11 protein-coding genes and 1 pseudogene are annotated in these 13,304 nt (G+C 38.7%); 1 reads left to right on the forward strand and 11 read right to left on the reverse strand.

Features of this window, described 5'->3' with window-relative positions:
* Window positions 1-237 precede the first annotated feature (237 nt).
* The 8 genes from BKP57_RS08300 to BKP57_RS08340 all read right to left on the reverse strand — a co-directional run bounded on the left by BKP57_RS08300 (window position 238) and on the right by BKP57_RS08340 (window position 7,476).
* On the reverse strand, window positions 238-504 hold the full coding sequence (locus tag BKP57_RS08300) for a hypothetical protein (protein WP_050350995.1): 267 nt from the start codon (window positions 502-504) through the stop codon (window positions 238-240).
* A 411-nt stretch (window positions 505-915) separates the two neighbouring features.
* Window positions 916-1,335: a 3-hydroxyacyl-ACP dehydratase FabZ gene (gene fabZ / locus BKP57_RS08310; protein WP_050350993.1), complete on the reverse strand. Its 420-nt coding sequence runs from the start codon at window positions 1,333-1,335 to the stop codon at window positions 916-918.
* Window positions 1,336-1,890: 555 nt separating this feature from the next.
* Complete coding sequence (locus BKP57_RS08315) at window positions 1,891-2,244, reverse strand: DNA-directed RNA polymerase subunit beta (protein WP_232231364.1); 354 nt, start codon at window positions 2,242-2,244, stop codon at window positions 1,891-1,893.
* Window positions 2,245-2,444: 200 nt separating this feature from the next.
* On the reverse strand, window positions 2,445-3,272 hold the full coding sequence (locus tag BKP57_RS08320) for a flagellar hook-basal body protein (protein WP_050350992.1): 828 nt from the start codon (window positions 3,270-3,272) through the stop codon (window positions 2,445-2,447).
* Between the two features lie 15 nt (window positions 3,273-3,287).
* Window positions 3,288-4,091, reverse strand: a complete 804-nt coding sequence (locus BKP57_RS08325) for a flagellar hook-basal body protein (protein ID WP_072741341.1) — start codon at window positions 4,089-4,091, stop codon at window positions 3,288-3,290.
* 33 nt (window positions 4,092-4,124) lie between these two features.
* The gene (locus BKP57_RS08330) at window positions 4,125-5,126 is read right to left on the reverse strand and encodes a rod shape-determining protein (RefSeq protein ID WP_050350990.1); all 1,002 of its coding nucleotides are present in this window, start codon (window positions 5,124-5,126) and stop codon (window positions 4,125-4,127) included.
* 578 nt (window positions 5,127-5,704) lie between these two features.
* Window positions 5,705-5,992 carry a sporulation transcriptional regulator SpoIIID gene (spoIIID, locus tag BKP57_RS08335; RefSeq protein ID WP_050350989.1) on the reverse strand — a complete coding sequence of 96 codons (288 nt, stop codon included), beginning with the start codon at window positions 5,990-5,992 and terminating at the stop codon, window positions 5,705-5,707.
* 605 nt (window positions 5,993-6,597) lie between these two features.
* Window positions 6,598-7,476, reverse strand: a complete 879-nt coding sequence (locus tag BKP57_RS08340; protein ID WP_072741342.1) for a stage II sporulation protein SpoIIQ — start codon at window positions 7,474-7,476, stop codon at window positions 6,598-6,600.
* A 419-nt stretch (window positions 7,477-7,895) separates the two neighbouring features.
* On the opposite strand from BKP57_RS08340, the pseudogene BKP57_RS08345 reads away from it, so the two are divergent.
* Window positions 7,896-8,992 (forward strand): annotated as a pseudogene (locus BKP57_RS08345) (IS4 family transposase).
* A 437-nt stretch (window positions 8,993-9,429) separates the two neighbouring features.
* On the opposite strand, the gene spoIID reads toward BKP57_RS08345, so the two are convergent.
* The 3 genes from spoIID to BKP57_RS08360 form a co-directional block, all read right to left on the reverse strand.
* Complete coding sequence (gene spoIID, locus BKP57_RS08350; protein WP_128743324.1) at window positions 9,430-10,647, reverse strand: stage II sporulation protein D; 1,218 nt, start codon at window positions 10,645-10,647, stop codon at window positions 9,430-9,432.
* 744 nt (window positions 10,648-11,391) lie between these two features.
* Window positions 11,392-12,351, reverse strand: a complete 960-nt coding sequence (locus BKP57_RS08355; protein WP_050350987.1) for an ABC transporter ATP-binding protein — start codon at window positions 12,349-12,351, stop codon at window positions 11,392-11,394.
* Entirely contained in the window at window positions 12,305-13,303 is a 999-nt protein-coding gene (locus BKP57_RS08360) for a C40 family peptidase (RefSeq protein WP_232231365.1), read from the reverse strand. Before BKP57_RS08360 ends, BKP57_RS08355 begins: the two co-directional genes overlap by 47 nt.
* Window position 13,304 lies beyond the last annotated feature (1 nt).

A 13,304-nucleotide genomic window follows, 5' to 3' on the forward strand; every position in this document is an offset into this window, starting at 1 on the left:
AAACTATTTGCACTATAATATTGCTCAAATCTGTTAAGGGGAAACACCGGATTCATCATCGTTCAACCCTTACCTTAGCGACTTCAGAATCCAGATGCTATCTTTTCTTTGCAACCACAATCAAGTCGGTACTCAGAGCATGCTAGTATCGACAACTAGACAGCAAGAGCACGTTGACTTAGGTGGCGTCGATATCTGTGCTATTCCCCTCTGTATTAAACACAAACTCAAGCAATATTATTGATTTCCTTCTTCGTTTTTCTTGTCTTGATCTTCCATCATATCGCCATTACCATTTGTATTACCGTTGTCTTCATCCTGTAGTTCTTGGTCGTTTTCGTTCGCTCCACCATTATCATCAGCAGGCTGATCGTTATTATTTTCCTGTTCCTGCATCGGAGCGTCATCTTCTGCAGGGTCTTGATTATCATCTGTGCCACAAGCCGCAATGAGTGATAAAGCAATGGCGGAAGCGCCAAGTTTCACGAGAAGCTTTGATTTCATGTGTATTTCCTCCTTTTTAATTGGTTCGTTTTTTAGCTTAACCAACTTAGAAGAAGTCATACTCTTTTTTATCCATTTTCAGCTAATTATTCCTCACATAATATTTTTAAAAAATGGACCTATATAGTGAAATTTCATCCAATAGGAGTTTGCATACACGAATTAGCGGAGTGAAGGCTAGTGCCCAGACGTCATGGAAAAAGAAAAACAGCTTTTTATGGATGCCTTGTTTTGCTGACATAGCTTATCCATCCTTAAAAAAGAAGAATGCTTTTTCTGCGTGCGATGCGTCGCTTCCGAGTTTTCCTTGTCCTGTTGTTATACCTACTGCAATCAATATCCCACCCAATGCTAACGAATCAGGAATGGAGCTGCGGTTATCTCCCGCTTACATTCAGATTAAATGAGCCGTTATTTTATGGCAAACATAATTTCAGCTTCACAAGCCAACTCTCCATCTACAGTAGCAACTGCTTTCCCTTTTCCGATTGGTCCTTTTAATCGAAGAATTTCCACTTCCATTTGCAATTGGTCTCCCGGGCGGACTTGGCGTTTGAATCGACAATTGTCTATTCCTGCTAAAAAACCGATCTTTCCACGATTTTCTTCTTTTCCCAGCATGGCAATTGCCCCCAGCTGTGCCAAAGCCTCAACAATAAGCACACCCGGCATCACAGCATACTCAGGGAAATGCCCTTGAAAAAAAGGTTCATTCGCTGTTACATTTTTCAAACCAGCAACACGCTTTCCTTCTTCTACTTCTGTTACTCGATCTACTAGTAAAAATGGATAGCGGTGTGGAATAATCTCTTTAATTTGTTCAATATTCATATGAAAAACCTCTTTTCTTGTTTAATTTTAATTCTATTGCAACATTTATCTAAAAGCTCAACCAGAAATTTCAGTTTTGAAAAGTTGCCTTAACCCCTGGAATACAGGCTTGACGATAATTTGTCCACATCCAATAGAATTAAGCTCCTTCAGTAGGTTAGAAAAACTTGGCTTGTCGCCAATTCTTATGGCGGAAGCCTTTGTTTTTCTTATACTATAAACCAAAAAAATCTTATACTTTCCTATAGTGGAACAAAGGCGCAAGCGCCCGTTTAGCAACATAACAATGGAACGAATCAACTAAAGATAAAGGAATCATGCCACTAAAAACAGGGGTATGCCGACGCCTGAGCGGCAAGCCCGTTTTTAGTCGACCTTCCCCTTAGCGACGAACCGATGAGGCCTTATCGTAGGGCGCATTTCTAAAGTCGCCTAGTTGCTGGGCTCATGCGCCGGACGTGGCTATTCGGTTATTTCGTTATCCCCAAGCACATCATTTTATACTTGCTTATCTGGTAAAAAAACACCTGAGCCGCTATAAGACTAGGTGCTTGCTTAATTTGGTTTCGTAACAATATCAATAATATGCTGCCACGTTTCTGTCTTTAAGACATCTGTTGGCACTCCATCTCCAATGACTCCATAGCCAATCATTAATCCAACAACTAAGGCAATGATACAAAGTAGTAAAGTAACAATAATACGCAGCCAAATTGGAAAAATGCGCACTCTTGGGCGTCTATTTTTTTTATTTTCCGTTTGCTTACTTCGTTGCTTGACCCTATTCTGCCCATTTGGCTCATTATGATGTTTAGCTTCTTGATGCTTTTCTTGCCATCGTTGTTTCCATGCTTTCATAAATGAATTATATTTGCCTTTGAAAGTTGGATCTTGTGGTTGAATGGACATATTTGTTTCTCCTTACTGTTTACCTTAAATATAAAGTGAATCTGCAGAGTTCTTTTTCCCATACTGACTGTTAGTAATGCAAGGGTATAACCCTTAAACGAACGAAGATGTAGGTGTTGTATCCTCCCACTTAGACTTTTTGTATTTGTCTTTAGTTCTTAAGTGAGGAGCTTACAACACCTTACATCAAGGATTAAAACCTAGCGCATCTGGTTAATCAGGCCAGACATTTGATCGCTCATAGAAATGGTTCTTGCATTAAACTGGTAAGCACGTTGACTCATAATTAAGTCAGACATTTCCTTGGACATATTCACATTAGACGCTTCCAAGGTACCACTTTGGAGTATCTGATTTCCAGCTGCTGGCTGGATTACATCAGCAAATGCTGCCTCTGTATTTGCTATATTAGGTAAACGGAATGCATTTTCTCCGACAGCTTCAAGCAAATCTGGACGTAAAGCCTCAACAATAGCAAGTGTACCGACGGTTTCCGTTTCGTCGCCTCGCTTGACAAGTATTTGTCCATTTGGCTGCACAGAAATGTCATCAAAACCAGAAGCTATACGAATGGGGCCATCTACGCCTAGTACTGGATTTCCATCTCGATCAACGAGCATCACTTGTTGATTATTATTAACAGGACTCAAATAAAATGCTCCATCTCGAGTATAACGTGTTTCTGTTACTCCGTTGTCTGTTGCTTCAATTTGGAAAAAATGGTTCATTTCTAACAAAGCTGTATCCAAGCTGCGATCTGTCTCACGTAACGAACCTAATTGCAAATTCGCATTGATCGATCCTAATCTTGCTCCAGATCCGATTCGTATACCATCTGGAGTCTGTCTTCCGGCTGTATTCGCAGGATGCGACAAATTATCCATCTGTTGAAAAAGCAGCGAGGAAAAATTAGCCTGTCTGCTTTTATAGCCGGTTGTTTGGCTATTAGCCATGTTATTACCTATGACATCCAATTTTTGTTGCAGTTGATTCATTGTTACTGCAGCCTGAATCATTGCTCGTGACATGCTATTCTCTCCCCTTTAGACTAAACGTCCTATTTCACTAACTGCTTTTTCCATACTTTGATCATACGCCTTTAACACTCGTTGATTTGTTTCAAATAGTCGGTAAGATTCCATCATTTGTGTCATTGCTTGTAAAGTATCTACGTTAGATCTCTCCAAAAAACCCTGTTTTACAGAAAACGTTGCATCCGCTGGCACAGCTTCCACATCTCCAGTGTACAAATCATTTCCTTCTTTTACCATTGTATTTGCATCAGCTGCATAGGCAAACCCTAATGGAATCGCCCCATTAGCAGTCTGCAATAGACCATCATTGGTCACCGTAAAATCCTTATCATTCGTTGCAATAGGTTCTCCATTCACATCTAAAACATAATATCCTTCATTCGTCACTAAAAAGCCCGCACCGTCTACTGTAAAGTTTCCATTTCGTGTATATCGGACATCTCCAGCTTCATTTTGCACCGTAAAAAACAATGCTCCAGTTTCATCAGGCAAATTGCGTTGCACTAGTGCAAAGTCAGTGGGAATCCCTGTTTCTTGGATGTCTCCCTGGTTAAAATTCGGAATCATTTCCTGTACGTACACTCCCGTATTTAAAGAACCGATCGGCTGTTGAATAGGTACATTTGTTTTATTTTGTATAGGAAGCTCTTTTCCTGCCATTTGATTCATCAACATTTCAGGAAAAGCGCGCAAAGTTGTTTGATCTGCTTTATAACCGGGGGTATTAGCATTGGAAATATTATTAGCAAAAGCCTCCTGCTGCCGTTGTTGCGCAATCATACCGTTAGCAGCTGTGTAAAAGCCCCTTAACACTGGCGTTACCTCCCTTTCTCGTATCTAGAAAACTTAAATAACTTTTTTCCGATCTACTTTGTCGATATTTTCCAACATGATACCGGTTCCCTTAGCTACACAATTCATTGGCTCTTCCGCAATAAATACAGGAACCTTTAATTCTTCTGCCAATAACTCATCAACGCCATGAATTAATGCGCCGCCTCCAGTTAATATAACACCTCGATCAATAATGTCTGCAGAAAGCTCTGGAGGTGTACGTTCTAAGACGGATTTTGCTGCTTGTACAATAAGATAGACAGACTCACGCAATGCTTCTTCAATTTCTTTGGAGTTTACTTTAATAGTTCGCGGCAAACCAGAGACCATATCACGCCCTCTAATTTCCATTTCTTCATTACGCGCGCCTTGAAATACGGTAGCGACATTAATTTTTATTTCCTCTGCCGTTCGCTCACCGATCAACAGTTTATATTTCTTCTTTATGTATTGAAGAATTTCACTATCAAAATTGTCACCGGCCATTTTGATGGACTCAGACGTTACAATATCCCCCATGGATAGTACAGCAACATCTGTTGTACCACCACCGATATCAACGACCATATTCCCACTCGGCTGGAATATTTCCATTCCTGCACCGATAGCAGCTACTTTAGGTTCTTCTTCTAAATAAATCTTTTTCCCACCTGATTTTTCGGCAGCTTCTTTAATGGCTTTTTGCTCCACTTTGGTAATATTTGTCGGACAGCATATCAAAATTCTTGGTTTTGATAGCAAGCCCTTTACATTAATCTTATTAATGAAATGTTTGAGCATCGCTTCCGTAACATCAAAATCGGCAATTACGCCATTCTTTAATGGTCGAATAGCTTCAATATTTCCAGGTGTCCGACCTACCATTTTCCTTGCTTCCTCGCCAACTTCCAACACTTTTCCTGTATTCCGATCCATAGCAACCACTGACGGCTCATTCAACACAATCCCTTTTCCCTTAAGATGAATTAAGACATTGGCTGTCCCAAGATCGATTCCTATATCCCTTGAAAACATGGGCTAATATCCTCCTAATTACATACTATATCTTATTTTGTCCATACTGCTTCTAATATACTATTTTAACACAATTATCTACTTTTAACTGCAGTTTATTTAAATTTTGTAAAAAAACGTCGGATACTATATCAGAATAGGCATTACTTGCAAAATTACATGCGTCATTGCCTTTTAACGAGACGTCCCACATTAAAATCGAAAAAATCGGATTCACCCTCTATACCGACATTGTAAAAAATAAGGCAGCTAGCTTGAAATGTGAACTTCGGCTAATTTCCATATAAATCCAGTAATCAGTTGATACCTTACTTCCCTAAGAAAAAAGTGCCAGAGCAGGAACTATTCATGTAATGAAAGCTTTAGCAAATTCACCATTTTTATAAGAAAGGAAAACATTCACCTAAAATTCCTTTAATCTTATATTAAGATTATCTTTGAACCCACCTAAATGCTGCATACTCTTTATAAAAAAACAAATTCAGTGGAAGTGATTTTTTCCCCTCCACTGAACAACAGCTACTTACATATATCGTTTCGATCCTGTATATACTTTTCCTAGAAGAGGAATGATATGCTTATCCTACTGGCTTCACTTCTCTTTTTTTTGCTGATTCTGCATCCACTTTATATTTCTTCCTTGTTGCTTCGCCCCCTCGCAAATGTCTAATTGCCTTATGATGTTCAAGGATTTTTTTTACCTCGCTTGCTAATTCCGGATTTATTTCTGGTAATCTTTCCGTTAGATCTTTATGAACTGTACTTTTAGAAACACCAAATTCCTTCGCTATAACGCGAACTGTTTTTTTTGTCTCCACCAGATAATTTCCTATCCTGATTGTTCGTTCTTTGATGTAATCATGCACACCGTTCGCCTCCCTGAGTTGTATATTTCTGAGGTGATCGTTTGAGACAGGTGTTTTATAATTTGGTTTGAATGAAAGTTAGGGCTCCTATCCTGTTGAAATTTTATGTAGACGTATAATCTTGCCATCAATAAAAAGATTAAAAATTCTGTATTTTAAACCTGTAAAAAGTAAAATAGCTACGTTTGTCAGACTGATTAACATCCCCATATGCTCTTCACCTCAGACACTTCTGTTTTATTGGTTTGTATAAGTTTATTATGATGGGAGAAGGATTATGCTTAAAAAACCACCTTGTGCACACTAGACAAGCCAATTCTAAAAAACTAAGATAAACTGAAACTTCAATCCGTGGGGTTTTTCATTCATCCATTACGGATTGTTAGTACCGTAATGGTATGAACTAAGGCTTTTGAACCGGACATTTAGGTGCTGCTATCTCCTACTTAGACTTGTTTGTGTACAGATTATCCAACTCCTGAAGTTGGAGTCTTACAGCGGGATAAAAATGGAGCAACTAAAGCTTACCTAGAAACATAGAAAACGCCTTTGATTGGATCATCAAAGGCGCTCCTGCTTGCTGAAGCAATAAGCAGACGTATCCATTAACTGTTTAATTCTGGGTCCATTTCTTCTGTTGCATCTGGATTATCTACTTCATCTGATTCTTTATCTGATTTTTCGTTCGCATCTTCAGCTTCCTCAGAAGAAGGCTCGTCTCCTTGCTCTCCTTCAGCTTCATCATTTTCAGACTGTTCCGCTTCTTTTTGTGCATCTACATCTTCAGATTTTTCCTCTGTTACTTTGCTCAAACTACTTACTGGTTGATTGAAGTACGCTTCTGGATTAACCTCGTTATCGTTCTTGCGTAACTCAAAGTAAACATGGGTTCCACTGTCTTTAGCGAATACACTCTTTCCTGCTATCCCTAATGTGTCACCTTGCTTTACTTCAGATCCTGGTTTGACATTTACTTCTTCAAGGCTTGCATAATAGGTGGTTACATCGTCTTCATGGGCCAATACAACAACATTTCCAAGTAATGGATCTTCTTTCACTTCTGTAACCTCACCACTTAAAGCTGCGACAACATCAAATGATTCGCCACTCGCAGAAGCAATATTCACTCCATCACTTTCATAATATTTATTGTTGTACAAAACCAATGCTTGTTCTTGCTCTTCTTGTTCAGCATTGTAATCATAAAATTTAGTTACGATTTCTGCTTCTTCTGGGTTTGTAACAGGCATTTGTATCGTTTCCTGTTGTTCTAACACAGGTTCAGCTCTTTCTCCATGCTCTGCTGGAATAAATTCATCTGTTTCTTCTTGAGCATCAGGTACTTGATTGTCTATGTTTTGATACCAAACAACAACAGATAACAATACAGCGGCAATCGTTAAATAGACAGCTGGGAAGAACCATTTTTTACGAAAAATCCGACTCCACTTATTTTTTGAAGTTCCTTTGTTTTCCTCTTTCATAAGATCATCACCTCAACAATCATTCTGATCAGAAAAAGGAATTTATATACATCTATCAAAAAATATTTTGGATTTTACCGTATTTTTTCGCAAAATAAGGGGAAATTAAGAAGATTCGTTTTCAATACTTGTCTAAAATGGAAGATACACAGCTTAGCCCTGCAAATATTAGGGAGCATCCAACATATCGCTTTAATAGAATCGAAAGACATTACCCAACTACTTTATGTGAAGAAAAGCTTGATGATAGAAGCTTGTTTACGTGTTTGTTTGTCATTTGTACTCACTAGTGTCGCATTAAAATATTCATATGCGATATAAAATACAGAATTTTCTTAAACACTTTGTTTCCATAAAAAAATCCTTTATAATGGTTGGCGGTAGTAACCTATCCAAATCCAATATAAAGGACAAACACCATGGATAAGTCTACACGAAAAACATCATTTAAACAATGGTTATCACCTATAAATCAAACATTATTTAATGAACAGGTGAAAAAGTATCAACTAAATCACTATACTAAAAAGCTACATATGGATTCATTTATGTCATTGCTTCTGTATGCTCAACTTCATGAAACGGAAAGCTTACGAGCGCTTAGCGATGCTGTTTTCTCGGATGAACTACAACAGGCTACAGAGTTAGATTCCATCAGTTTCTCACAATTAGGAAGAAGATTGAATCACGTTCCGACTGCTTTTTTTCAAACGATTTTTCTGGATTTAGTCTCTGATATCCATAAGAAAACAGATTTCCAAAATCGTAGAAGAATAACAACACCATTAAAAATCATTGATTCTAGTACATTACCACTTAATTTAACGAACCATAAATGGGTTCGCAAAACAAAGTCAGGTGTCAAACATCATTTACGACTCGTATTTATGGAAAAAGGCCTTTCTTATCCGGATCAAGCGGTCATCACAAATGCGATTAAGTTTTGGTTGATGACAAAGCATGCATGTACGTTTTTGATCGTGGTTACTTAGATTATGAACGTTTCGATCGTATGACAGATGAGGGTTATTTCTTTGTTTCTCGTCTGCGAAAGAACGCTGTAGTACGAGTATTTGAAACCTTTCCACTACAAGTAAATTCAAACGTAGTGTCAGATGAAATGGTTGTCATTGGAACCACACAAAATCGTTCAGAAAATGTATTTCGCAGATTGAAATTATTGGATACAAAAGGAAATGAACTTAGCTTGTTGACGAACCGATTTGACTTAGACGCTGATGAAATTGCTGAGATTTATAAATCAAGATGGGCAATTGAGCTTTTTTTCAAATGGATGAAGCAACATTTGAGTATCAAAAAATTTTACGGTTTTAGTGAACAAACAGTCCAAAATCAAGTGTATCTTGCGATGATCGTATATTGTCTGAATGTACTGGCTCAACTGAACACAAATAGTGAGCGAAGTTATTTACAAATTAGTCGTTATTTAAAGGCAGCGTTATGGAAACCATCCTATATTTGGATTCGAAAAATCAAAGGAAAGAGCGTTCCGTAAAGCTTTTAAAGAAACTGTTGCACTAGCCACTAGCTATAGTAAAAAAAATGGATGTTTACTACCTTCACTTTGGTATTTTAACTTTTTTCATTTTATATCTAAGAATATAATCCGAATATTCATTTAACATTTATGCGACGCTAGTGATTTGTACTATAAAAATAAAGTCAATTTTCCACCAATTGCATGTTCTGTACCTTCCCTGATGGTTAAGTACAGTAATCTAAAACGACTCTAACTAAATTGAACATTTGATTTGCAGTTGGGTCTTAAACTTATCTTCCTAAAGTTTACTTCGTAGGATAGAAGGTAGATTTTACTACTAATCATGCGAAGTAACCTATTAAAAACCATTGTTTCTCAATATCCCCCTAATTTAACATAAGTGGACAGTTAGAGTTTTGCGGCGCCTTACGTTCGGAATAAAAAAACCTCGCCTATTTTGCGACGAGAGTTGGGGCTGTATCATTGATCGTGCTTATTTTTACATCCTGATAATAATATTGAACAATATCTTGATAGGTTTTTCCTTCTTTCGCCATACCATTTGCCCCGTATTGACTCATTCCTATCCCATGACCAAACCCTTTCGTTGTAAAGATAAAGTGGTTGTTTTTTTGTTCGATAGTAAAATCACTGGAGCGCAATTCTAGCTTTTCTCTAATTTTTCTGCCAGAGAAAGCATGCTTTGCTAATTGAAGTTCTTCCACACGATTGCTGTCTGTTCGGGTTATATTAACAGGAAGCGGAAATTGATTCGGTAAGTCCACCTCTAATGTTTCCTCCAATTGCTGTAATGAAAACGTCTTTTGATCTAAAAACTTAGGTGATTCTTCATCCCAGGGACTTTTCACACTACGTAAATATGGCAGCTTATTTTCCCAGTAGTCCTCAGAATTCTCCGTATATCCATTACTAGTAGAGAAAAAAGCAGGGGTAATTGGTGCGTCTTTATATGTTAATACTTCTCCTTTTGTTTCCGAAACCGCTTCTTTCACCTTTTTCATTTTCCAATCGAAATCACTTCCCCACTGCTTTTGTAATTGTCCTTCGTCCTTATATACTTGATGCTGGACCGTATCCGTGACATCGGAATCTTTCTTGGCAGATCCGCCATGCAGCTTTTGGTTAACGATATATGTTCTTGCAGCAAGTGACTGTGCTTTTAATGCTTCTGGTTCAAAATCTGCCGGCATTTCAGAAGCTACAACACCAACTACATACTCTTCTAAGGGGATACCTTCCACTTTGTTTACTCCGGAGCGCATAACAGACACAGAGAAAGGGGAATTACCTAACTCGATATCTTGCTTAGGAGCTTTGTCACGATGTGCTGTTGGTGGAGCTTTCGCCGCCTTTTCGTCACCCTTACTATAGGGAACAACAATTAATGTTGGGACCACAAGGATAATCGTGATTAAGCAAACTAACAAAATGGCAGAAGGAACTTTCCACAGCAGCTGCCTTGACTTTTTTTGTAAATAATAAGGTTTTTTGGGCGCAAGCCATTGTTTTTTATTTGCTAGCGGCTGTCTTACTAATTGTTTTTGCTGCATAGAATTTTGCTGCTTGGCTTTTACTTTTTTCATCAATAGTGCGTTTCGTTTCTTCCACTCTTTAGATCCGCTTTTCTTTGAATATTTGCTAGGTTTCATTGCCTACCCCCTTCAACATGATTTTAATCTAGCAGTCCTATTAAGATATATATACATGAGTTTTTTAAAATAGAACCAAAAATTAGGCGAGGACAATGTATTGTTAAAATTTACAATATAATAGTGTTAGGTAATGTAATGATTGGAGGAAGCAAACTTTTGAATTTGACCAGAGGGGAAAAAGAGGGGGTAGGCAATCGTCTTTTATAAAGAGAATCTTCAAGCCGTGGAGGTTTTCGTTCATCTCCCACAAGCTTGTTAGTTCCATAGGTATGACCTAAAGGCCTCTTACAAAATAGGGCATTTAGGTAGCTGTTATCTTACTTAGGCTTGTTGCTGTACAGATTATCCAACTCCTAAAACGGGAGTCTACAGCCTTTATATGCGGGATAAAAGAAAGCGTAACACAACAAGGATGCCAAGCGAGGGCAATCACCTCACAGGAAGAGAAAGATGCAATGAGGTTGGGACATAATGATGCTATTAACTCCAAAGGCGAATGATATACTAAATTGCTGCGGAAAGACTCCTACGAAAGGAAGGGCAACGGTTAGACCCCGCAAGTGCAGTGCGTTAGCGTGATGAAGCTCACTAGCTACCCTAAGTGCGCGAAGTATATATCCAGAACGGGGATATGCATCATCTGTAATTATTGGGTAATTCTGTTTTTACCTAAATAAACATACTTCAACCCCTTATCATGTTAAGTATACACGGTTTTGCCGAAGTTGCTTGCTATCTTCATCATTGATAAAGATGACAAGCAACATAATGTTCCGGCTCTATTTCTCGGAATGATGGTTTTTGTTGTTCACAAATATTCATTGCCCTTGGACACCTCGTCCGAAACACACACCCGCTCGGTGGGCTAATGGGACTTGGTAATTCTCCTTGCAATATAATCCGTTCCCTCTTTTCTTCCACTACTGGATCCGGAATCGGAATCGCAGATAGTAGTGCCTTCGTATAAGGATGGAGCGGACTTTCATACAACACGTCTGCTTGAGTAAGTTCAACTAAATTTCCTAAATACATCACTCCAATCCGATCAGAAATCTGTTTCACCATGGATAAATCGTGGGCAATAAATAAAAACGTTAACCCTTTTTCACTTTGAATTTCTTTCAACAAATTCACGACTTGAGCCTGTACGGAAACATCCAATGCCGATATAGGCTCATCTGCAATAATAAAATCAGGTTCTAAAGCGAGTGCCCTAGCAATGCCAATCCGTTGGCGTTGACCGCCACTGAATTCATGCGGATATCGATTAGCATGCTCTCGCTGCAGCCCAACTTCTTCTAATAATTGATACACACGTTCTTTTATCTCCTGTTTGTGGCGATAAATGTGATGCACTTCCATTGGTTCAGAAATAATCTCTTGCACTGTAGAGCGCGGATTTAATGACGCATAAGGGTCTTGAAAAATCATCTGCATCTTCCGGTGTAGCTGGAATTTTTCATTTTCTTTTAAAGCATGGATGTCCTTGCCATCATAAAGAACTTCACCAGCGGTTTTATCATATAATCCAAGAATTGTTCGTCCGATAGTGGATTTACCACAGCCAGACTCTCCAACTAACCCGAAGGTCTCACCTTGACTTATCTGAAATGATACATCGTTGACTGCCTGTAGCGTTTGATTTCTGCTAATCTCAAAAAACTTCTGCAGACGATTCACTTCGAGGATTACTTTCGCCATTTTGTACCGTGCCCCCTTCCCGCCAATAGCGCCTAGCAGTACATAACTCTGTTTCATAGATTGTATTTGCAATGCTTATTTTTTCAATTCCTTTTCCGGTTTGTGGGGCATGTAACATTGTTCCGTCTCCACTATAAATTCCAACATGGTGTATTCGCCCCTTTCCCTCTTCATAGGCGAAGAAAAGTAAATCACCAGGTCGAAGCTTCTCTAATGGAACTTCTATTCCGGCAGTCGCTTGATCCCCTGCATCTCTAGCAATCTGGTACCCATTTGCTTTATGGGCAGCATAGGCTAGACCAGAGCAATCAAAGCCTAAAGTACTCATCCCGCCCCAGAAATATTCCAGACCTACATATTTTTTGGCAACCGCTACAATTGCTTCTCCATTCCCATATCGAACACCATCTATGTTAGAAAATAGCTCGACATCATTTGTATCTACATATCCAATACCATGTGGTGTAATGACAGTAACCGCATCTTCATGATGTGCTTTCACTGGTAAAATAGTTAAATAACTTAAACTTATTGCGGCTTGATGGTCAAAGGTTAACCAAGCGAATGAGGATCGAATTACTGCTTTTACTGGCTGTTGCCAGTCTGCGATATTCATTTTCTTTATTTGACAAGCAGGTACCCAACCCGGATAACCTCTGTTATCTTTACGGGATGGTTGGGAAGGTATAACAATGTGAGCCCAATCTCCGGTTCGCTTCGTTACCATGACCCGTTCTCCATAAAGTAATTGCGTTTGAATTCGATTTTCGTCACATAACGCAAGTTTTTGTGTATCATCTAGTTGGTTCACCCATTCATCCACGTTAGCTGGGTTGCTAATTGCAAGCTCATCTATCGCTCTAGCAGATGATGGATCTGTCCATACAGTAGCTACGGAAACACTGGCAACATAAATCTCTCGCTCTGTTTGATCAAACGTTTGTTCAGTCACC

Origin of the sequence: Virgibacillus sp. 6R (assembly GCF_001895305.1) — a bacterium.
In the GTDB taxonomy this organism is placed as follows: Bacteria; Bacillota; Bacilli; order Bacillales; family Amphibacillaceae; genus Virgibacillus; species Virgibacillus pantothenticus.